At 66.9% G+C, this 21016-nt stretch carries 26 protein-coding genes; 20 read left to right on the forward strand and 6 right to left on the reverse strand.

Annotated features, from left to right (window positions below; genetic code table 11):
* Window positions 1-360: 360 nt before the first annotated feature.
* From hda to QOL57_RS05625, 3 genes are read right to left on the reverse strand one after another with little or no spacing between them, the layout of a single operon-like run.
* Window positions 361-1068 carry a DnaA regulatory inactivator Hda gene (gene hda, locus QOL57_RS05615; protein ID WP_089241202.1) on the reverse strand — a complete coding sequence of 236 codons (708 nt, stop codon included), beginning with the start codon at window positions 1066-1068 and terminating at the stop codon, window positions 361-363.
* Window positions 1068-2240 (reverse strand): AI-2E family transporter, encoded by a 1173-nt coding sequence (locus QOL57_RS05620; protein ID WP_089239329.1) that lies wholly within the window; start codon window positions 2238-2240, stop codon window positions 1068-1070. The genes hda and QOL57_RS05620 overlap by 1 nt, the downstream gene beginning before the upstream one ends.
* On the reverse strand, window positions 2237-3364 hold the full coding sequence (locus QOL57_RS05625; RefSeq protein ID WP_223482051.1) for a DUF2066 domain-containing protein: 1128 nt from the start codon (window positions 3362-3364) through the stop codon (window positions 2237-2239). Before QOL57_RS05625 ends, QOL57_RS05620 begins: the two co-directional genes overlap by 4 nt.
* 112 nt (window positions 3365-3476) lie before the next feature.
* Between QOL57_RS05625 and purM the strand changes: the two genes are divergently transcribed.
* The 7 genes from purM (at window position 3477) to QOL57_RS05660 (ending at window position 8385) form a co-directional block, all read left to right on the forward strand.
* The gene (gene purM, locus QOL57_RS05630) at window positions 3477-4535 is read left to right on the forward strand and encodes a phosphoribosylformylglycinamidine cyclo-ligase (RefSeq protein ID WP_089239327.1); all 1059 of its coding nucleotides are present in this window, start codon (window positions 3477-3479) and stop codon (window positions 4533-4535) included.
* Between the two features lie 22 nt (window positions 4536-4557).
* Window positions 4558-5055 (forward strand): hypothetical protein, encoded by a 498-nt coding sequence (locus QOL57_RS05635; protein ID WP_089239325.1) that lies wholly within the window; start codon window positions 4558-4560, stop codon window positions 5053-5055.
* Window positions 5052-5474, forward strand: a complete 423-nt coding sequence (locus QOL57_RS05640) for a hypothetical protein (protein ID WP_089239323.1) — start codon at window positions 5052-5054, stop codon at window positions 5472-5474. Before QOL57_RS05635 ends, QOL57_RS05640 begins: the two co-directional genes overlap by 4 nt.
* Before the next feature lie 43 nt (window positions 5475-5517).
* Window positions 5518-6180, forward strand: coding sequence for a DUF2238 domain-containing protein (locus QOL57_RS05645; RefSeq protein WP_089239321.1), 663 nt, complete (start codon window positions 5518-5520; stop codon window positions 6178-6180).
* Window positions 6177-6833, forward strand: a complete 657-nt coding sequence (gene purN / locus QOL57_RS05650) for a phosphoribosylglycinamide formyltransferase (protein ID WP_089239319.1) — start codon at window positions 6177-6179, stop codon at window positions 6831-6833. The genes QOL57_RS05645 and purN overlap by 4 nt, the downstream gene beginning before the upstream one ends.
* Before the next feature lie 68 nt (window positions 6834-6901).
* Window positions 6902-7699 (forward strand): DUF3108 domain-containing protein, encoded by a 798-nt coding sequence (locus tag QOL57_RS05655; RefSeq protein ID WP_089239317.1) that lies wholly within the window; start codon window positions 6902-6904, stop codon window positions 7697-7699.
* Between the two features lie 2 nt (window positions 7700-7701).
* The gene (locus QOL57_RS05660) at window positions 7702-8385 is read left to right on the forward strand and encodes a DUF3108 domain-containing protein (protein ID WP_089239315.1); all 684 of its coding nucleotides are present in this window, start codon (window positions 7702-7704) and stop codon (window positions 8383-8385) included.
* Window positions 8386-8502: 117 nt separating this feature from the next.
* Here the strand turns inward: QOL57_RS05660 and QOL57_RS05665 are convergent, their stop codons facing one another.
* Genes QOL57_RS05665 through QOL57_RS05675 form a run of 3 tightly spaced genes read right to left on the reverse strand, consistent with a single transcriptional unit; the run spans window position 8503 to window position 10340 of the window.
* On the reverse strand, window positions 8503-8817 hold the full coding sequence (locus tag QOL57_RS05665) for a hypothetical protein (protein ID WP_089239313.1): 315 nt from the start codon (window positions 8815-8817) through the stop codon (window positions 8503-8505).
* A complete protein-coding gene (gene murA, locus QOL57_RS05670) occupies window positions 8814-10088 on the reverse strand; it encodes a UDP-N-acetylglucosamine 1-carboxyvinyltransferase (protein WP_089239311.1) in 1275 nt (424 codons plus the stop codon). Before murA ends, QOL57_RS05665 begins: the two co-directional genes overlap by 4 nt.
* A gap of 21 nt (window positions 10089-10109) precedes the next feature.
* Window positions 10110-10340 carry a BolA family protein gene (locus tag QOL57_RS05675; protein WP_089239309.1) on the reverse strand — a complete coding sequence of 77 codons (231 nt, stop codon included), beginning with the start codon at window positions 10338-10340 and terminating at the stop codon, window positions 10110-10112.
* A 54-nt stretch (window positions 10341-10394) separates the two neighbouring features.
* Here QOL57_RS05675 and QOL57_RS05680 point away from each other — a divergent pair, with 54 nt between their 5' ends.
* From QOL57_RS05680 to ptsP, 13 genes are all read left to right on the forward strand, one after another.
* Window positions 10395-11396: a KpsF/GutQ family sugar-phosphate isomerase gene (locus QOL57_RS05680; RefSeq protein WP_089239307.1), complete on the forward strand. Its 1002-nt coding sequence runs from the start codon at window positions 10395-10397 to the stop codon at window positions 11394-11396.
* A 66-nt stretch (window positions 11397-11462) separates the two neighbouring features.
* A complete protein-coding gene (locus QOL57_RS05685; protein ID WP_089239305.1) occupies window positions 11463-12011 on the forward strand; it encodes an HAD hydrolase family protein in 549 nt (182 codons plus the stop codon).
* Window positions 12008-12583, forward strand: coding sequence for an LPS export ABC transporter periplasmic protein LptC (lptC, locus tag QOL57_RS05690; RefSeq protein ID WP_089239303.1), 576 nt, complete (start codon window positions 12008-12010; stop codon window positions 12581-12583). The genes QOL57_RS05685 and lptC overlap by 4 nt, the downstream gene beginning before the upstream one ends.
* Window positions 12584-12688: 105 nt before the next feature.
* Window positions 12689-13219, forward strand: a complete 531-nt coding sequence (gene lptA, locus QOL57_RS05695) for a lipopolysaccharide transport periplasmic protein LptA (RefSeq protein WP_089239301.1) — start codon at window positions 12689-12691, stop codon at window positions 13217-13219.
* Window positions 13219-13938, forward strand: a complete 720-nt coding sequence (lptB, locus tag QOL57_RS05700; protein WP_025874019.1) for an LPS export ABC transporter ATP-binding protein — start codon at window positions 13219-13221, stop codon at window positions 13936-13938. The genes lptA and lptB overlap by 1 nt, the downstream gene beginning before the upstream one ends.
* A 40-nt stretch (window positions 13939-13978) precedes the next feature.
* Window positions 13979-15418 carry an RNA polymerase factor sigma-54 gene (locus tag QOL57_RS05705; RefSeq protein ID WP_089239299.1) on the forward strand — a complete coding sequence of 480 codons (1440 nt, stop codon included), beginning with the start codon at window positions 13979-13981 and terminating at the stop codon, window positions 15416-15418.
* A 58-nt stretch (window positions 15419-15476) separates the two neighbouring features.
* Complete coding sequence (gene raiA, locus QOL57_RS05710) at window positions 15477-15794, forward strand: ribosome-associated translation inhibitor RaiA (RefSeq protein ID WP_004147311.1); 318 nt, start codon at window positions 15477-15479, stop codon at window positions 15792-15794.
* 21 nt (window positions 15795-15815) lie between these two features.
* The gene (locus QOL57_RS05715; RefSeq protein ID WP_032977285.1) at window positions 15816-16268 is read left to right on the forward strand and encodes a PTS sugar transporter subunit IIA; all 453 of its coding nucleotides are present in this window, start codon (window positions 15816-15818) and stop codon (window positions 16266-16268) included.
* Window positions 16265-17215, forward strand: coding sequence for an HPr(Ser) kinase/phosphatase (gene hprK, locus QOL57_RS05720; RefSeq protein WP_004147299.1), 951 nt, complete (start codon window positions 16265-16267; stop codon window positions 17213-17215). The genes QOL57_RS05715 and hprK overlap by 4 nt, the downstream gene beginning before the upstream one ends.
* Window positions 17216-17241: 26 nt before the next feature.
* On the forward strand, window positions 17242-18126 hold the full coding sequence (rapZ, locus tag QOL57_RS05725) for an RNase adapter RapZ (RefSeq protein WP_176429865.1): 885 nt from the start codon (window positions 17242-17244) through the stop codon (window positions 18124-18126).
* Window positions 18127-18527: 401 nt separating this feature from the next.
* A complete protein-coding gene (locus tag QOL57_RS05730) occupies window positions 18528-18920 on the forward strand; it encodes a PTS fructose IIA subunit family protein (protein ID WP_089239297.1) in 393 nt (130 codons plus the stop codon).
* Window positions 18913-19182 (forward strand): HPr family phosphocarrier protein, encoded by a 270-nt coding sequence (locus QOL57_RS05735; protein ID WP_025874024.1) that lies wholly within the window; start codon window positions 18913-18915, stop codon window positions 19180-19182. The genes QOL57_RS05730 and QOL57_RS05735 overlap by 8 nt, the downstream gene beginning before the upstream one ends.
* Window positions 19183-19184: 2 nt before the next feature.
* On the forward strand, window positions 19185-20954 hold the full coding sequence (gene ptsP, locus QOL57_RS05740; protein ID WP_089239295.1) for a phosphoenolpyruvate--protein phosphotransferase: 1770 nt from the start codon (window positions 19185-19187) through the stop codon (window positions 20952-20954).
* Window positions 20955-21016 lie beyond the last annotated feature (62 nt).

Here is a 21016-nt window from a genome sequence, read left to right on the forward strand (position 1 = left end):
CCAGCCACGGAAGAAAGAAAAAAATGCAAAAGCGGGTCGCTTCGCTGCGCTTGCTCTGGTGACGACCAACGGTCGTCACCCACCACAAGCAAGACACGTGTCGACCAAGGTCGACACCCACCAACAGCGGTGCAGAACGCCGTCCCGACAGATCGCGGGAACCTGTCGAAGGCGGGGTGGCTCAGGTTGCGGGGGCGTGAGCGCCATGGATGGCGCGACCGAGGCTACATGGACGTACTTGCGCCGTCCCCCGCAACCTGAGCCACCCCGCCATCCCACGGATAGCGAGCTTTTGCTGTTGACGTTGACGTTGCCCTGGCTTCGGCGGGTGCAGGGCGCAGCCCTGCTGAACAACACCCCTCAGTAACGAGGACGGCCTTCTTCCAGTACCTGGCGCAGGAACGGCACGGTGATCCGCCGCTTCGCCGCCAGCGATTCGCGATCCAGCCAGTCCAGCAGCGTGATCAGCCCACCCAGCTCGCGGCCGGTGTGCGACAGCAGCCACTCGATGGCGGCCTCGTCGATCGCCAGCCCACGGCGCAGCGCGCGCTCGCGCAGCACCGCCGCGCGCCCTTCCTCATCCAGCGGCTGCAGCAGCACGCGGACGCATTGACCCAGGCGCGAACGCAGATCCGGCAGCACCAGGCCCAGTTCGCCGGGCGACTTCTGCGCGGTGTACAGCACCGTCACGTCGGCAGCGCGCGCACGGTTGTGGAAATCGAACAGCGCGATCTCGTCCTCGCGGTTGCCCGCCACCGCATCCAACCCATCCAGCGCCACCAGCTCGCGCTGCTCCAGTCCTTCCAGCGCCACCCGCACCCGGCCAACCACACTGGCCAGGGGCACGTAGGTCGGCAGGCGCCCGGCCTGCTCGGCGCTGGAACACATCGCCAGCGCCTGATGGGTCTTGCCGGTGCCGGCCGCGCCTTCCAGGTAGATCCAATCGTGGCTGGCCCCTACCGCGATGGCGCGCAGCTGCGCCAGCGCGCCGTCCGGCGCACCGATGAAGCTCTCCAGGCGCTGGTCCCGCGGGTAATGCAGGGCCAGCGGAAGTTGCGGCACACCAATCACTTCAGTTCCGGACCCTTGTCATTGCCAGGCACGATGATATGGGGTTGATCGATGACGCCATCAAGCACGATCGCGGGCTTCTCCCCGGCATACAGCTCACTCTGCCGGTAGCGCTGGTGCGCATAGCGCAACAGGACGTTGGTCACCGCCGCCACCGGCAGCGCCAGCAGCATGCCCAGGAAGCCGAACAGCTGGCCACCGGCCATCACCGCGAAGATCACCGCCACCGGGTGCAGGCCGATCTTGTCGCCGACGATGCGCGGAGTCAGCACGTAGCTCTCCAGCAACTGGCCGACGGTGAACACCACGCCCACCAGGATCAGCAGCTTCAGGTCGAACCCCTGCGCCTGCACCAGCGCGGCCACGATGGCCATCAGGATGCCGGTGGTCGCGCCCAGGTAGGGAATGAAGCTGATCAGGCCGGCGATCAGGCCGATCAACAGGCCCAGCTTGAGCCCGACCAGCGACAGGCCACCGGCGTAGATCACGCCCAGCGCCAGCATTACCAGGAACTGCCCGCGGATGAACGCACCGAGCACTTCATTGGATTCACGCGCCAGCGCGGTGATCGTGCCGATCTGGTTGCGCGGAATCACCGATGCCACGCGCTCGACCAGCTTGTCCCAGTCACGCAGGAAGTAGAACGCCAGGATCGGCAGCAGCAACAGGTTGACCACCCAGGTGACCACCGTGAAGCCCGAGCGCGATACGTAGCCCATGAAGGTCGTTGCGAACCCGCCGGCCTGCTGCCAATGGCTGCGCACCCACTCAATCAGGCGGTCCGGGTCCATCCACTGCATCACTTCCAGCCCGGTCTTCTGCTCGAACCAGGGGATGCCCTTCTCCATCAACCAGGCCTGCGCCTGCGGCGCCGCTGCGATCAAGGTCGTGATCTGGCGCTCGATCATCGGCACCAGCACCAGCAGCAGCGCGACGATCACCAGCACCATTGCCACGAACACCAGCACCACGCCGGTCATGCGCGAGCGGCCGGTGGCCTCGATGCGGTCCACCAGCGGATCGCCCAGCCAGGCCAGCGCCAGCGCCAGCACGAACGGGGTCAGGATCGGTGCCAGCAGCCAGACGATCCAGCCGATCAGGCCCGCCAGCAGGATGTACTTCAGCCGACGCAGGAACTGCGCGATTTCCGCTTCCGGGGACAGGATCATCGCAGGCGGTACTCGTTGCTGACCGGCGCCGGTGCCGGTGCACCGGTCGTATCGTCGATCGGCGTCGGCAGGGCCGGCAGGGTCGCCGACGGCACCAGCACGCCGTTGTCGCCGAGCATGCGGTTGAAGCCGGCCAGGCCGGTGGTCATTTCCAGATTCAGTTCCAGATGATCGGCGGTCGCGCGCAGCGGGGTGACGTTGCGCACCACCGCCACTTCACGCAGGCCGGCGGCCAGGCGCAGGTATTCGTCTGCGCTGTTGATGCCAGTCACCACCACGCGGTAGGTGCCCGCCTGGCCAGTGGCCGCACCGGCCTTGGCATAACGCTTGACCAGCGCGTCGGCAGCGCCATCGGCACCGGCGGCCATCGCGCGCATCGCGTTGGCGTCCTTACTGGTCCACTTGTTCAGTTCACGGCCGTTGTCGACGAACACCCAGTCCGCCTGCCAGCCGCCATTGGCGCGGTAGAGCTTGCCGATCAGCTGCATCGGCGGCGAATAGCGCGACGAGGCGCGGGCGACGGCAGCGCTGTCCTGGCGCCAGATGGCACCGGCCAGGGCCTGCTCGGCGGCGCCACCACTGGGCAGGCCGAGCTTGTAGCCGCGCTCGATGGCCCGGCTCAGCAGCGGCCGCGCGGCATTGGCCTGCTGCACGCTGACCAGACGCGGACCGCTGCCGTCATCGACGGCCAGCCACAGCACCGGCTTCGGTCGTGGCTGCGGCCACAGCGGCAGGCCCAGGGCCGACACCAGCCCGTCCACGTCATCCTCGCGGAAGCGGGCGACCAGCAGGGTACGGAAGCTCGGCGCACCGCTGGCGCCCACGCTCTGGTCCTGCTTGTAGTCGTAGCTGGCCACATAGTCCTTGGCATTGCGCAACGCCTGCGCCACGCCGGGGCGCGACATGACGCTGCGATCGCCGGACAATTTGCCCAGTACAACGCTCAACGCGCGGGCAAGTGCGCCGTTGCGATCAGCCTCGGCTTGGCTGTTGACGGGCACTTCGGCCTCGTACGCACCACTGGCAGTGGCAACATCCCCCTCGGTTCGCATGCCGCTCTGGGCCATCGTGGCCACCGGCAGGCACAGCGCAAGGAGCAGGGTCAAAAACAGGCTGCGGCGCATCAGGACATCCATTGGCTCGACGTATCCGGGGGGAATTGTTGCCCGAATACGGCCTTTGCGCCAATGCGGCCTGTTAAAATCGGCGATTCAACCCCTGCCAGCGCCGACGCCCGTGACCAACAGCCCGTCTTCCGCCCCTTCCCCCCTCACCTACCGTGACGCGGGTGTCGACATCGACGCCGGCAACGAGCTGGTCGAGCGGATCAAGCCCTTGGTCAAGCGCAGCTTCCGTCCGGAAGTGATGGGCGGCCTGGGCGGCTTCGGCGCCCTGTTCGACCTGTCCAACAAGTACCGCGAGCCGGTTCTTGTGTCGGGCACCGACGGCGTCGGCACCAAGCTGAAGCTGGCCCACCAGCTGAACCGCCACGATACGATCGGCATCGACCTGGTCGCCATGTGCGTGAACGACGTGCTGGTGCAGGGCGCCGAGCCGCTGTTCTTCCTGGACTACTTCGCCACCGGCAAGCTGGACATCGACACCGCCGCCGCAGTCGTGGGCGGCATCGCCAATGGCTGCACCGAGGCCGGCTGCGCCCTGATCGGCGGCGAAACCGCCGAGATGCCCGACATGTACGCCCCGGGCGAGTACGACCTGGCCGGCTTCACCGTCGCGGCCGTCGAAAAGAGCGAGCTGAAGGACGGCGCCCATGTCGCCGCCGGCGACGTGCTGATCGGCATCGCCTCCTCCGGCCCGCACTCCAATGGCTATTCGCTGGTCCGTCGCATCTACGACCGCGCCGGCCGCCCGGCCGAGCTGGAGCTGGAAGGCGGGGTCAAGCTGGTCGATGCGCTGATGGCCCCCACCCGCCTGTACGTCAAGCCGATCCTGTCGCTGCTGAAGTCGCACGGCGATGCCATCCACGGCATGGCCCACATCACCGGTGGCGGCCTGACCGAGAACATCATCCGCGTGGTGCCCGAGGGCCTCGGCCTGGACATCCAGGCCTCGTCGTGGACCCTGCCGCCGGTGTTCCAGTGGCTGCAGAAGGAAGGCGCGGTAGCCGACAGTGAAATGTGGCGCACCTTCAACTGCGGCATCGGCTTCGTGCTGATCGTCGCCCCGGACCAGCTCGAGGCCGTGTCCGCTGCGGTCAAGGCGCAGGGCCTGGAGCACTGGACGATCGGCCAGGTGGTCACCGCCCAGGGCGGCGAACGCGTCCACATCGCCTGATCCGCTGGACAAAGGAACCCGCATGGACGCACCCCCTCCCTTGTCGACGACGCCGGCTCCGCCGGTGCTGCCGCCGAACCCGGCCGTGCCGGTGTTCGGCCCGCAGGACGCCACCCAGCTGCGCCAGCTGGCGATCGGCCACTACGTGGTCGCTGGCCTGATGGCGGTGTTCTCGCTGATCTTCATCCTGCATATCGTGCTGGGCATCGCCATGTTGTCCGGCTCGCTGCCGATGAAGTCCGGCGGTGAACCGTCTTCGCCGGAAGAACAGCAGTTCGTCGGCTGGCTGTTCACCGTGATGGGTTTCTGCATCGTGCTCGGCGGGCTGGCCCTGGCAGGCTTCGTCGCCTATGCCGGCCGCTGCCTGTCGCAGCAACGCCGCTACCTGCTGTGCATGATCGTGGCCGGGCTGTCCTGCCTGTTCACTCCCATCGGCACCATCCTCGGCGTGTTCACCCTGGTCGTGCTGCTGCGCCCGCAGGTGAAGGCCGCCTTCGCTGGCCAGGCGGGTGTGGCATGAACGATGGACTGAACCCACCGCCGCTGCCGCGGCAGACCCTGGCCGACCTGCAGACCGCCAGCCATCTGCACAACCTGAAGATCCTGTTCTACGCACTGGCAGGCTTCCATTGGCTGGCAGCGCTGGTGTTCCTCGGTTTTGTCGGCATCGTCGCCTTCGAACGCGGCATGGATGACGGCTCCGTGCTGGCGACGGTGTACGGCGCGGTGTCGCTGCTGGCCATCGGGCTGGGCTTCCTGCAGCTGCGCACCGCGCGGCTGCTTGGCCAGCGCAGCAACCTGCCCTGGTGTCGTGGCGCGGCCTGGGCGGCAGTGCTTGCCGGCCCGCTGGGCATGGCGCTGACTGCCTATGCGGTGTATTTCCTGCGCAAGCCGGAGATCGCTGCACTGTTCGACCGCGGCGACCACGTCAGCGTCTGAGCTGACAGGCGCATGTTCCGTCCCTTCTGCTGATCGCTCCGACATGTCCACGCCCGCTGTCCCCTCGCTCGCCAGCAACCGCGCCACCCACTCACTGTCGGGACCGAAAAAGGTCGCGTTGGCCGCGGTGCTGGGCATATTCGCGGCAACCTGGATCCATCCGCTGTGGCCGCTCGAGCAGACCCTGCACAGCTCGCTGACCGTGATCGGCCTGCTCGCCCTGTGGTGGGTGGACCGGCGCTGGCAGCTGGACAATGGTGCGTTCATCGCCATCTGCGGCTTCATCGCCATCCACTGCGTGGCCGCGCGTTGGCTGTATTCCAACGTGCCCTATGACGCCTGGCTGCAGTCGTTGCTCGGATGGTCGCCGGACGCAGCCTTCGGCTGGCAGCGCAACCACTTCGATCGCCTGATCCACTTCCTCTATGGCGTCTGCTTCACGCCGGCGTTGCTGCAGCTGGCGCGACAGTCCTGGCCTGTGCTGCGCATCGGCCAGGCATTCACCCTCGCGGTGATGGCGGTGATGTGTTCCAGCCTGGTGTATGAGTGGCTGGAATGGGGCATCGCCCTTGCCCTGTCGCCGGAAGCGGCCGAGGCCTACAACGGCCAGCAGGGCGACATGTGGGACGCGCATGCGGACATGCTGCTGGCGACCGTGGGCAGCCTGTTGCTGTGGCCGTTGGTGCGCCGGAGCGCGGGGCGATGAGCATCTGCCGCATCGCCGTGCTGGCCTCCGGCCGCGGCAGCAATCTGCAGGCCATTGTTGACGCCATCGCTGCGGGGCGGCTGCCGGCCGAGGTTGTCGGCGTGTTCTCCGACCGTCCCGATGCGACCGCACTGGAGCGGGTGGCAGCGGATCGACGCTGGGCGCATGCGCCGAAGGAATTCAGCGACCGCGCCGCCTACGAGCAGGCGCTGGGTGATGCGCTGGCTGCATCCGCCCCGGACTGGATCGTCTGCGCCGGCTACATGCGCATCCTCGGCGCCGATTTCGTGCAGCGGTTCAATGGCCACCTGGTCAACATCCATCCCTCGCTGCTGCCGCTGCACAAGGGCCTGCACACCCATGCACGGGCGCTGGAGGCCGGTGACGTCGAGCACGGCGCCAGCGTCCACCTGGTGGTGCCGGAACTGGATGCCGGCGCGGTACTGGCGCAGGCGCGGGTTCCGGTGCTTGCCGGCGATGATGCGCAGACCCTGGCCGAACGCGTGCTTGCGGTGGAGCATCCGCTGCTGATCGCGACCCTGGAACTGCTCTGCGCAGGCCGCCTGGCTGAACGGGAAGGCCAGCCGACATTCGACGGTCACCCCCTGTTTAGCCCCTTGGCTCTAGATTCCGCCGGGAACCTGAACCGGTAACGCCCGTGCACACGCCCCGCTGACTGCGGGGCTGGCATCCTGCTCCCCTCCTGCGGTTCCTGTCGGCCATGAAGACCACGTCCCTGCTGCGTACAACCCTGCTGCTGCCGCTTGCCGTCCTCGCCTGTGCGGGCTGGGGCCAGGCAACAGCGCCTGCTGCGCCGGCACCTGCCGAGGTTGCGCCGCCGGTGCTGCCTGCACTGGCCTGGGAGCCGCCGCCGCTGCAGCCGTTCAGCGCGACCTACCAGGCCTTCTACAAGAGCAAGGAAGCGGGCGACGCGACCATGCAGGTCACCCACACCGGTGGCAACCAGTGGCGGGTGGACATGCAGGTAGTCGGCCGCCGCGGCTTTGCCAGCGTGCTTGGCCTGAACATCGAACAGAGCACGGTGTTCGAGGAGCGCAACGGTGTCTATGCGCCACTCAGCCAGAGCACGGTGCGCAAGGGCCTGTTCCTCGGCAAGAAGGCCGTCGGCACTTACAACTGGCAGGCCGGCACCGCGCAGTGGAGTGGCGACGTGGAAAAGAAGCGCGCACAGCCGATTCCGCTGCAGGCCGGCGACCAGAGCGCGTTGCTGATGAACCTGGCGATCATGCGCGATGCCCGCCCTGGCGCGACCATGCACTATCGCTACGTCGACATGGGCAAGGTGCGCCAGCACGATTACCAGGCCGCGCCGCAGACCGAGAACGTCGAGGTCGGCGACCTGTCCTACAACGCGCTGCGGGTCTATCGGACCAACGGCGGCAACAACGAAACCATTCTCTGGATCGCCAACGGTGTCCCCACCCCGGTGCGCATCCTGCAACGCGAAGACGGCGAAGATCGCGTCGATCTGCGCCTGATCGAATACCAAGGAGTCTGAGCATGAACACCCTGACCCGTCCCATGACCTGGATCGCCGCTGCCGCACTGTCGGTTGCCAGCCTGCCGGCCATGGCCCTGCAGCCGTTCAAGGCCGACTACCTGGCCAGCTACATGGGCATGCAGGCCAACGGCAGCATGACCCTGGCCAGCGAAGGCAGCAACAAGTGGCGTTACAGCCTGCAGGTCAAGAACCAGCTGGCCGACCTGAGCCAGAGCACGGTGTTCGAGGAAGTGCGCGGGCAGCTGCGCCCGCTCAGCAGCCAGGATCGCTCGGCGTTGCTGGTGAAGAAGCGCAATGTGCAGGCCAACTACAACTGGACCAGCAACCAGGCCACCTGGACCGGCGACATCAAGCCGGACCGCGCCGGTCCGATCGCCTTGAAGGCCGGCGACATGGACGCGCTGCTGATCAACCTGGCCATTGCACGTGACTTGGCTGCCGGCAAGCCGCTGACCTATCGCATGGTCGACGAAGGCCGCATCAAGAACATGACCTACCGCGTGGTGGGCAAGGAATCGGTCACCGTGGGCGGCAAGAGCTACGAGGCCACCAAGGTCTCGCGCACTGACGGCAACAAGGAGCTGATCGCCTGGATCGTGCCGGAGTTCCCGGTGCCGGCGCGCATGCTGCAGCGTGAAAGCGGTCGCGATGCGCTGGACCTGACCATCAAGGCGATGAACTGATTGCAGGGGTCGGGTCCCTTCCCCACAGGAAGGGCTCTGACCCCGGAGCCGCCGTAGATCCACGACATGCGTGGATCGATGCCCCAAGAAAAAACGCCCGCTTTCGCGGGCGTTTTTTTATTTCTTCGGTTCTTCCGCCGGCGCGAACTCGGTGCGGCAGTCCACCCGGATCTGCTCGCCCGTCGATCGGCGCACGAAGGTACGGCAATGGCGATTGCCGTCCTGGCTGTCGTTCACCGCCACCGCGTAGAACGACTGGATGATCTCGTCACGGGTCACCGTGCCGTCGCCATTCCAGTCCATGTCCTTCTGCTCGATGCCCTTGGTGATGGCGATGTTGGCGTACCAGGCGTAACCCAGCCACGCCAGCACGATCAGCACCAGCACCAGCAGCGCCTTGCGACGACGGCTGAACTTGCCGCGCAGGATCATGCGGCCACGCGCCGGATGGTGGCGCCGAGCGAAGACAGCTTCTCTTCGATGTTCTCGTAGCCGCGATCAAGGTGGTAGATGCGATCGATGGTGGTATCGCCATCGGCCATCAGGCCAGCCAGGATCAGCGACGCCGATGCGCGCAGGTCGGTCGCCATCACCGGTGCACCGCTCAGGCGCTCGTGACCACGCACGATGGCCGTGTGGCCTTCCACCTGGATGTCCGCGCCGAGGCGCAACAGTTCGTTGACGTGCATGAAGCGGTTTTCGAAGATTGTTTCGTTGATCACGCCCACGCCGTCGGCCACGCAGTTGAGCGCCATGAACTGCGCCTGCATGTCGGTCGGGAACGCCGGGTACGGCGCGGTGGTCAGGTTGACCGCCTTCGGCCGCTTGCCCTGCATGTCCAGGGTGATGCTGTCTTCGGTGGTCTCGATGGTGGCGCCGGCTTCCACCAGCTTGGCCAGCACGGCGTCCATGGTGTTCGGACGCGCGCGGTTGACGGTGACCCTGCCACCGGTCATCGCTGCGGCCACCAGGAAGGTGCCGGTTTCGATGCGGTCGGGCAGCACTTCATGGCGGCCACCGGACAGGCGCTCGACACCTTCGATGACCAGGCGGGCGGTGCCCAGGCCTTCGATCTTCGCGCCGAGGGCGATCAGGCAGTGCGCCAGGTCGGTGACTTCCGGTTCCATCGCCGCGTTGTCGAGGATGGTGGTGCCTTCGGCCAGCACCGCTGCCATCAGCACGTTCTCGGTACCGGTCACGCTGACCATGTCGAAGGTGAAGTGGCCACCCTTCAGACGCTTGGCAGTGGCCTTGATGAAGCCGTTCTCGACCACGATGTCGGCACCGAGTGCCTGCAGGCCCTTGATGTGCTGGTCAACCGGGCGCGAGCCGATCGCGCAGCCGCCAGGCAGCGACACTTCGGCCGCGCCGAAGCGGGCCAGCAGCGGGCCCAGCACCAGGATCGAGGCACGCATGGTCCTGACCAGCTCATACGGCGCCACATGCTGGTTGACCGGACGCGGGTCGACCACGATCGCGCTGCCGCGCGACAGCGTGCCCTGGTCGATGGTCACTTTCGCGCCCAGTTCGCCCAGCAGCTTCACCGTGGTCACCACGTCGTGCAGATGCGGCACGTTGGTGATCTCCACCGGCGCGTCGGCCAGCAGGGTCGCGCACAGGATGGGGAGGACGGCGTTCTTGGCGCCGGAGATGCTTACTTCACCGTGCAGCGCAGCGCCGCCGGTCACAACGATCTTGGCCATGTATTGGGGATCTTCTGCGGTTCAGCCGGCTTCGGCCGGGGTCACGGTTTTCAATGCGAGCGCGTGGATCGCGCCGCCCATCAAGTCGCCCAGAGTGGCATACACCATCCGGTGGCGGGCCAGCGGCATCTTGCCGGCAAAGGCCTCGCTGACCACGGTCGCTTCGAAATGCACGCCATCGTCACCCTGCACGTCGGCGCGGGCGCCGGGCAAGCCGGTTTCGATCAGATTGCGGATGGTGTCGGCGTCCAACGGGCTTTCCTAATAAAATGTACGTCCATTCTACTTCCGCTGCGTGGCGTCCGCATGGCCGAATCCCTGTTGCCCCCCCGTTCCGCCGACCCTGCCGCCCTGGTCGCCAGTGGCCGGCGCGTGTTCGAGATCGAACGGCAGGCGCTGGACGCCGTGGCCGACCGCCTCGGCGACACCTTCCAGCAGGCCTGCCGGGCGATCCTGGGCAGCCGCGGCCGGGTGGTCGCCACCGGCATGGGCAAGTCCGGCCATGTCGCGCGCAAGATCGCCGCCACCCTGGCCTCCACCGGCACCCCGGCGTTCTACGTGCATCCGGGCGAGGCCGGCCACGGCGACCTCGGCATGATCACCGAGGACGACGTGGTGCTGGCCCTGTCCTATTCGGGTGAATCGGACGAGCTGCTGATGTTGCTGCCGGTGCTCAAGCGCCAGGGCAATGTGCTGATCGCCATGACCGGCCGCCCGCAGTCGAGCCTGGCCAGCGCCGCCGATTTCCACCTGGATGTGAGCGTGCCGGCCGAAGCCTGCCCGCTGGCGCTGGCGCCCACCTCCAGCACCACCGCCTCGCTGGCGATGGGCGACGCCCTGGCGGTGGCCCTGCTGGACGCGCGCGGCTTCACCGCCGACGATTTCGCCCGCTCGCACCCGGCCGGCAGCCTCGGCCGCCGCCTGCTGCTGCACATCACCGACGTCATGCACACCGGCGAGGACCTGCCCAAGGTCGATGTCGGTGCCAGCCTCAGCGAAGCGCTGATGGAGATGAGCCGCAAGCGCCTGGGCATGACCGCCGTGGTCGACGACCAGGGCGTGCTGATCGGCCTGTTCACCGACGGCGACCTGCGCCGCGCGCTGGACACCGACCTGGACGTGCGCACCGCCAGGATCGCCGATGTGATGACCCGGCAACCGCGCACCATCAGCGCCGACAAGCTGGCGGTGGAGGCTGCCCGGCTGATGGAAACCCACAAGATCACCGGCCTGATCGTGGTCGACAGCCAGGGCCGCGCGGTCGGCGCCCTGAACATTCATGACCTGTTGCGGGCCCGGGTGGTTTAACCGACAGTCCGTAGACCCCATTCAGTCTGTACCAACGAGCCCGCAACCACCGAGTCCGATGCCCTGATGCCCTGGTCCCCCCTGCCCGCCTTCCCCGCCCACCTGCATGCCGTTGCGGCCAATATCCGCCTGGCCTGCTTCGACGTGGACGGCACCCTCACCGACGGTCGGCTGTACTACGACAAGGATGGCAACGAGAGCAAGGCGTACTTCGTGCAGGATGGCCTGGGCCTGAAACTGCTGCAGCAGCACGGTATCCACCCCGTGCTGATCACCGCGCGCAACAGCCAGTCCGCGCTCAAGCGCGGCGCCGACCTAGGCATCGACACCCAGATTGCCGTCGGCGACAAGCTGGCAAGCGTGCAGGCGCTGTGCGTGCAGCACGGCATCGGCCTGGAGCAGGTGGCCTTCATGGGTGACGACCTGCCGGACCTGGCGCCGCTGGGCGCGGTCGGCCTGGCCGTGGCTCCGGCCAATGCCCATCCGTGGATCGCAGAGCGTGTGCACTGGATCACCCGCGCCGACGGCGGCCGTGGTGCCGCGCGCGAGCTGTGCGACGTGCTGCTGGCCGCACAGGGCCGTCTGGACGCCGTGCTGGCGAGGTTCGGCGCATGAATGCCCCCACCTTGAACTGGCGGATGATCCTCGGTGTCGGCCTGCTGCTGGCGGCCCTGCTGAGCAGTTGGGCCGCGCTGCGCAACCGTGAAAAGGCACCGGTTGTCGAAGGCCAGGACGCCGGTGTGGACTACATCCTGCACGACTTCCAGATCGTCGCCCTGGACGAACACGGCAAGGAATCGACCACCCTGCGCGCGCCCCTGCTGGAACGCCAGCGTGGCGACCAGACGCTCAACATCACCACCCCGCTGTTCGAAATGCCCGACAAAGACGGCAAGCACTGGACGCTGCGCGCCGAGACCGGCTGGCTCAGTGCCAAGGGCGACGAGATGAAGCTGCGCGGCAACGTCGCCGGCGACAGCCCGGCCGATCCCGGCGTGGTCCCGACCACCTTCCGCACCGACCACCTGGATGTATTCCCGAAGGACAACCGCGCCCGTACCGATGCCCTGGTGACCATGACCCGGCCGGGCATGGAACAGTCCGGCGTCGGGTTCGAGGTGGATTCGAAGAACAACACGTATCATTTCCTCAGCCAGTCCAAGGGCCGTTACACGCCCAAGCGCTGATTCCGCCGCCCGCCCGCGACGTCTTCCCGACAGGCGCGAAGCAGGCAGCCCCCACCCGCAGCCCCCGGTCCCGCCGGAGGGCCACCACCGGTAGAACGGACCCCGATGAAGATTCCCTTTGCAGCCGTGCTCGCACTCAGTCTTCTTGTCCCCGCTGTCGCCTTTGCCAAGTCGACCGACCGCAATGAAGCGATGAACATTGATTCCGGCGCGCAGTCCGGCACCCTCACCGGTGACGGCAAGACCGTGCTGTCGGGCGGCGTGATCATCACCCAGGGCACGCTGGACCTGCGTTCGTCCGAGGCCGAGATCTACCTCAAGGGCGGCGAAGCCGTGCGTGCGGTGTTCACCGGCAAGCAGGCCAAGATGAAGCAGCAGCTCGACGATGGCACCTGGATGGATGCGGTGGCCGACCGGATCGACTACGACATCACCACCGAGATCATCACCCTGACCGGCAACTACAAGGTCACCAGCGCGCGCGGTACCAATGCCGGCCAGCGCATGGTCTACAACACCCGCAGCGGTGAGATGAACTCCGGCGGCGATGGCAGCCGCGTGCGCACCGTGATTCCGCCGAAGAACAAGACGCCAGCGGCCGCTCCGGCTGCGGCGCCGGCGGGAGGCAAGAAGTAATGCTCGTCGCAACTGGCCTGCGCAAACGCTACAAGCAGCGCGAAGTCGTCAAGGACTTCGGGCTGACCCTGGACGCCGGTGAAGTGGTCGGCCTGCTGGGTCCCAACGGCGCCGGCAAGACCACCTGCTTCTACATGATCGTCGGCCTGGTCGGTGCCGATGCCGGCAGCATCGTGCTGGACGGCAAGGACATCACCGGCGACCCGATGTACACCCGCGCCAAGCAGGGTGTGGGTTACCTGCCGCAGGAACCGTCGGTGTTCCGCAAGCTGACCGTGGCCGACAACCTGCGCCTGGTGCTGGAACTGCGCGAGGACCTGGATTCGGCTGGCCGCGAGCGCGAACTGAACAGCCTGCTCGACGAACTGCAGCTGGGGCACGTGTCCGAACAGCTCGGTGCCAGCCTGTCCGGTGGTGAGCGCCGTCGTTGCGAGATCGCGCGTGCACTGGCCGCCAAGCCGCGCCTGATCCTGCTCGACGAACCCTTCGCTGGTGTGGACCCGATCTCGGTCGGCGAAATCCAGCGCATCGTCACCCATCTCAAGCAACGCGGCATCGGTGTGCTGATCACCGACCACAACGTGCGCGAGACCTTGGGAATCTGCGACCGCGCGTATATCCTCGCAGAGGGCACCGTACTGGCCCAGGGCTCGCCCGAGGCGATCCTGGACAACGCCGACGTGCGCCGCGTCTACCTTGGGGATTCCTTCAAGCTGTAACCGCGGCCGCCGGGCCCTCTCCCTTCCGTTCGGCACAGGCATGAAGACTCGGCTGCAGACATCGTTGGGACAGCAGCTGGTGCTTACGCCCCAGCTGCAGCAGGCGATCAAGCTGCTGCAGATGTCCACGACCGAGCTGGAGCTGGAAATCGCCCAGGCGGTGGAGAGCAATCCACTGCTGGACTGGTCCGACAGCAGCGACGAAGGCGCCGGTGTCGACAAGGACGCCAGCAGCGACGAGACGGGCGGCGACAATGACGCCCCGCCCGACAATGCTGAAAGCAGTGGCGACGACTGGGCGCCCGCCGAGCTGGACTGGAGCAGTGGCGGCAGCGGCGGTAGTTTCGATGATGACGACGACAACGGCAGTGCTGCCGAACGCGTCGCCGAAACCGAAACCCTGGCCGACCACCTGCTGTGGCAGCTGCACCTGACCCACCTGTCCAACCGCGACCGCAGCATCGGCGCCGCGCTGATCGATTCGCTGGAAGACGATGGCTATCTGCGCGAGCCGCTCTCGGCCATCGCCGAAGCGCTGTTGCCGGCGATCCATGCCGGTGAAGACGAAATCCTGACCGTGCTGCACCAGATCCAGCGCTTCGACCCCGTTGGCGTGGCCGCACGCAGCCTCGGCGAATGCCTGCAACTGCAGCTGGACGTGCTTCCTGTCGACACCCCGTGCCTGGCCCTGGCCCGGCAGGTCGCCGCCGGTCCACTGGAACAACTGCCGCGCAGCGGCGTGACCGGTCTGGCCCAGCAACTGAAGCAGCCGTTGGCCGAGGTCGAGACCGCCGTTGCCCTGCTGCGCTCGCTGGACCCTCGCCCCGGCACCCAGATCGCTCCGCTCGCCCAGGACACCTACGTGGTGCCGGACGTGGTCGTGTGGCGGCAGAACGGCATCTGGCGCGCCGCGCTGGCCGCCCGTGCCGGCCCCAAGCTGGTGATCCACCGCGGTTACGAGCAGATGATCCGTCGCTGCGGTGACGCCGATGCCGGTTATCTGCGCGGCCAGCTGCAGGAAGCGCGCTGGCTGCTGAAGGGCCTGCAGGCGCGTGGCGAGACGCTGCTGCGGGTGGTGCGCAGCCTGATCCAGCAGCAGGCGGGCTTCCTTGAATTCGGCGAACAGGCACTGCGCCCGTTGACCCTGCGCGAGATCGCCGGCGAACTGGGCCTGCACGAATCCACCGTGTCGCGCGCGATCGCCCGCAAGCATGTGCGTACGCCACGCGGCACCCTGCCGCTGCGCGCCTTCTTCGCCTCGGGCATCGACACCGACGGTGGTGGCGAAGCGTCCAGCACCGCCATCCAGGCCATGATCCGGCGCCTGATCGATGACGAGAACCCACGCAAGCCGCTTTCTGACGCCAAGCTGGCTGACCTGCTCAAAACATCGGGAATCCCAGTAGCGCGGCGCACCGTGGCGAAGTATCGTGAGGCCATGAACATCTCCGCCTCGCACGAAAGAGTCAGAATCGTTTGACGCGCCGCCGCGCCCGGCGGAGAGGTTCATTGGCACATCCGATCAAAGGAGAAACCCGATGCGCATCGAAACGTTTGGCAAAGATGTCGAAGTCACCCCGGCCCTGCAGTCCTATGTAGAGGAGAAGCTGGCCCGGATCGGCAAACACTTCGACCAGCACTGCGAAGCGCGGGTGACGCTCAAGCTGCAGAAGACTGAACACCACGTCGATGCCAGCCTCAATATTCCGGGTCAGACCCTGCACGCTGAAGCCAATGCGCAGACCATGTATGCCGCGATCGACCTGCTGGCGGACAAGCTTGACCGCCTGGTGATCAAGCACAAGGAGAAAAAACAGCAGCACGCACCGCTGCCGGTGGGCGACAATGGTGGCTGATCGCCACCGCTCCCCGCAGACATGCCCCTGACTGACCTCCTGGCGGCCGTGCAGACCCAGCTCTGCACGGCCACCGACCGCGACAGCGTCCTGCAGGCCGCGGCCGGATTGCTGGCCTGCCGCCAGGCCAATGCCGAACAGATCTATCTCAACCTGTGCCAGCGCGAAGCGTTGGGCAGTACCGCGATCGGCTACGGCATCGCCATCCCGCATGGTCGTGCGCCGACCCTGGACCGACCCCGAGGCGCGCTGCTGCGTCTGCAGACCCCGGTCGATTTCGGTGGCGACGAGCCGGTGGACCTGGTGTTCGCCATGGCCGTTCCCGCCCACTACACCCATCAACACCTGATGCTGCTGTCCGAGCTGGCCGAGCTGTTTTCCGCGCCCTGCATCCGCCAGGCGCTGCGCGAGGCCGGTGATGCACGGGAGCTGCGCCAGGCCCTGGACCTGACCCCACCGGCGAGCGCCGCATGAATACCAGCATCACTGCCCGCGAACTGTTCGAACAGCAGCGTGAGCGGCTTGGCCTGCGTTGGGCAGCGGGCAAATCCGGCGAGAAGCGCGAACTGGAGGCCGGCAATACGGTCTCGCGACGCCCTTCGCTGGCTGGCTATCTCAATGCGATCTATCCCAACAAGGTGCAGATCCTCGGTACCGAGGAACTGTCCTGGCTGGACGCGCTGGAACCGCGGCAGCGCTGGGAGACCATCGAAAAAATCATGCAGTCGCATCCGCTGGCGCTGGTGCTGACCCGCAACCAGCCCTGCCCGGAAGACCTGCGCGCGGCCGCCGATGAATCCGGCACGCCGCTGTGGCTGTCGCCCAAGCGCGGCCACGAGCTGCTCAACCACCTGTCCTACCACCTGGCGCGTACGCTGGCGCCGCGGGTGATCCTGCACGGCGTGTTCATGGAGATCTACTCCATCGGCGTGCTGATCACCGGTGAGGCCGGATCCGGCAAGAGCGAGCTGGCCCTGGAACTGCTCAGCCGCGGTCACCGCCTGGTGGCCGACGACGCCCCCGAGTTCACCCAGATCGCCCCCGACGTGCTGGACGGCACCTGCCCGGAACTGCTGCAGGACCTGCTGGAAGTGCGCGGCCTGGGCGTGCTCAACGTACGCGAGATGTTTGGCGACACCGCTGTAAAGAAGAACAAGTATCTTCGGCTGATCGTCCACCTGACCAAGCCGATGACCGAGCCCACCCCCCATGGTTACGAGCGCCTGACCGGCGACTCGGGCACGCGCCATGTGCTGGACCTGGACGTGCCGCTGATCACCCTGCCGGTGATGCCCGGCCGCAACCTGGCCGTTCTGACCGAGGCGGCCACCCGCCTGCACATTCTGCGTACCAAGGGCATCGACCCGGCGGCGATGTTCATCGCCCGCCACAGCAACCTGCTGGAACGGCGAACGCCCTGACCCCCTGCCCTTCGAAGAGTCCGTCCATGAGCACCGTCAGTCCCACCGCCCCGACCCTGATCATCGTCAGCGGCCTGTCCGGCTCGGGTAAATCCGTCGCCCTGAAGACCTTCGAGGACCAGGACTACTACTGCTCGGACAACCTGCCGATCCAGCTGCTGCCGGACTTCGTTCGCAATGTCCTGAGCCATCACGACGGTGCCGCATCGCGCCGGTTGGCGGTGGGCATCGATGTGCGCGGGCAGAGCGACCTGACCCAGTTGTCCAGCTGGCGGCAGCTGGCCACCGATGCCGGGGTGGACGCCAAGGTGCTGTTCTTCGAGGCCAACGATGAAACGGTACTCAAGCGTTATGCCGATACCCGTCGCCGGCACCCGCTGAGCCAGCTGGGCCTGTCGTTGCCGGAAGCGATCGCCCGCGAGCGCGAACTGATCGCACCGCTGCGCCGCGAAGCCGATGCGGTGATCGATACCAGCGCGTTGAACGTGCATCAGCTGCGCCGCCGCATCATCACCGAATTCGCGATGGGCCATGCCACCCGCCTGTCGCTGCTGTTCGAATCATTCGCCTACAAGCGTGGCGTGCCGGCCGAGGCCGATTTCGTGTTCGACGCGCGCGTGCTACCCAACCCGCACTGGGATCCGGAACTGCGGGCACTGAGCGGTCGCGAACCGGGCGTGCGCGATTACCTGGAAGCGCAGCCGGATGTGCAGCGCTACCTGGCGCAGCTGATGGATTTCCTGGATACGTGGCTGCCCAAGCTGGGCGATGGCACCCGCAGCTATGTGACGGTGGCCTTCGGTTGTACCGGTGGCAAGCACCGCTCGGTGTTCCTGGCCGAACGCCTGGCCCGCCATGCACGTGAGATGGGCTGGGAAGACGTGGCGACCTATCACCGCGAACAGGATTGAGGGGTGGTCGGCCGGGCTGCGCCCGGCACCCGCAGAAACCACGGCAACGTCAACGGCAAACGCCTGCATTTCGTGGGATGCGGGGCGGTGTGGGGCTGCAGGACACGCCGTAAACCCGTCCCTGGGGGCTCGATGGCGCCATCCATGGCGCCAACGGTCCTGCAGCCCCACACCGCCCCACCTCTGACAGATTTCTGCTGCTGTTGGTGGGTGTCGACCTTGGTCGACACGGTAGATCCACGCCATGCGTGGATGAATCTCTGTCAGGCATCGAAAAACGGATGGGGTCGGATCCCTTTTTCAACGAAAAAGGGCTCCGACCCGAGCAACACTGAATACGGGACACAGTGCCCCTCTGCTGCTGCTATCGCCAATTCACCTTGACCTGTTAACGTGCAGTAATGACCTGTGGCATTCTCCTCGTAACACATCCTGGGGTCGGGATCGCCCTGCTCGACGTGGCGACCCGGCTTCTGCGGCAGTTGCCGCTGAAAACCGAAGCTTTCGAAGTACCGTTCGACGCAGACCTGGATGCTCTGCTCCCGCTCGCCTCGGCCGCTCTGCGGCGGGTCGATGGGGGTGAGGGCGTGCTGATCCTGACCGACCTGTACGGCGCCAGCCCCGCCAACCTTGCCGGGCAGCTGGCCCGGTTGGGGACCCCGGTTCGCCGGGTGTCGGCGCTGAGTCTGCCGATGTTGCTGCGGGTGATGAATTATCCGGAACAGGGACTGGATCAACTGCCCGCCACTGCGGCGGCGGGCACCCGTAATGGAGCGATAGTCGACGATGCTTGAACGAGAACTCACTGTGAGCAACCGCCTGGGCCTGCATGCCCGGGCCACCGCCAAGCTGGTGCAGACCCTGGCGCCGTTCCGCTGCAACGTAACCATGGCCGCCAAGGGCCGTGAGATCAACGCCAAGAGCATCATGGGCGTAATGCTGCTGGCGGCAGGGCAAGGCACGCCGGTCACCATCCGCATCAACGGCGAAGACGAAGTGGCCGCGATGGACGCGGTGGTCGACCTGTTCGAGCGTCGCTTCGACGAGGACAACTGAGCGTGCCGCGCGCGCGCGCCGGCCAAGCCCCCACCGGCCAGCGGCCGGTACAGCTGCTGGCCGGGCACGGCGCCGCCCGCGGTACGGCGATGGGCCGCGCCCGCGTGCGCCTGCCGCATGCACTGGAAGTAGCCGAACAGCGCGTTACCCCTTCCCAGGTTGAATCCGAGCTGGCACGCCTGCACCGCGCCGTGGACGCGGCGCGCACGGAAATGCACGAGCTGCGCCAGCGCCTGCATGGCGCGCTGAACCAGGAAGTGGGCGAATTCCTCGACCTGCATGCACTGCTGCTGGACGATCCCGAACTGCTGTTCGGCCTGGACGAACTGATCCGCAGTGGTCCCTACAGCGCCGGCTATGCGTTGCGCCTGCAGCGCGACCGCCTGGCCAAAGTCTTCGATGGCATGGACGATGCCTACCTGAAGAGCCGAATGGACGACCTCGACCATGTGATCGGGCGCATCCATGCCTTCCTGCAGCCCGAGCGCCCGGCAGCGGTGAAGGGCCTGGCCGGCGAGATCCTGGTCTGCGACAACATCGCCCCTTCCGAGCTGGCCCAGCTGCAGTCGCACGGTGTGGTCGGCATCGTGACCAGCGCGGGCAGCGCGCTGTCGCATAGTGCGATCCTTGCCCGCAGCCTGCACCTGCCGTTGATCGTCAACGTGCCGCAGCTGCTGAGCAAGGTGATCGACGGCGACGTGCTGATCATCGATGGCGCCGACGGCAGCATCACCGTCAACCCGCAGGCCGACAACCTGCGTGACTACCGCGCACGCCTGAAGGAGCACGCGCGCGAGCAGCGCGAGCTCGGCCGCCTGCGCAGCAAGCCCAGCCGTACCCGCGACCAGGTCGACATCGCTCTGCTGGCCAATGCCGAATCGCTGGAAGACGTGACCCAGGCGCATGCGCTGGGTGCCCACGGCCTGGGCCTGTACCGCACCGAATTCCTGTTCCTGCAGCGCAACGAACTGCCGGACGAAGAAGAACAGTTCCAGACCTATCGCGATGCGGCGCTGGGCATGAGTGGCCGCCCGGTAACCATCCGTACCCTCGACCTGGGTGCGGACAAGGCCGACCGCACCGGCCTGACCCTGAGCAACGAGGAAAACCCGGCGTTGGGCCTGCGCGGCGTGCGCCTGTCACTGGCCCGGCCCAAGGTGGCCGACACCCAGATGCGCGCGATCCTGCGTGCCTCGGCCTACGGCAAGCTGCGCGTGCTGGTGCCCATGGTCAGCACCCGCGAGGAGCTGCTGGCGGTGCGCCGGCGCATGCTCAAGCTGACCGAGCAGCTGCGTGGCGAAGGCCACATGGTGTCCGACCATGTACCGCTGGGTGCGATGATCGAAGTGCCCGCCGCCGCGCTGGCGCTGGAGAGTTTCATCGACCTGGTCGACTTCCTGTCGATCGGCACCAACGATCTGGTGCAGTACCTGCTGGCCGCCGACCGCAACAACGAAGCACTGGGCGAACTGTATTCGCCGCTGCACCCGGCCGTGCTGCGCCTGCTGCAGATGGTGATCGAGACCGGCGCGCGCCATCGCATTCCGGTGGCGGTATGTGGCGAGATCGCCGGCGACGCACGGATGACCCCGCTGCTGCTGGCGCTGGGCCTGACCGAGTTCAGCCTGCACCCGGGCACCTTGCTGGAAGTACGCCGGGCTGTCCGTGATGCCGACCTGGGTGCCCTGCGCGCCCGCGCACCGAAGCTGCTGGGCATGCGTGACCGCCGCGGCATCGAGCGCTGGCTGGCGCTGGTGGCGGACGCCTCCTGATTCCCGCGCTACGCGCTCGCCGGGCACGGCCCGGCGCTACCGCCGCGTGTCACCCTTGGTAG

The organism is Stenotrophomonas sp. yr243 (genome assembly GCF_900184195.1).
In the GTDB taxonomy this organism is placed as follows: Bacteria; Pseudomonadota; Gammaproteobacteria; order Xanthomonadales; family Xanthomonadaceae; genus Stenotrophomonas; species Stenotrophomonas lactitubi.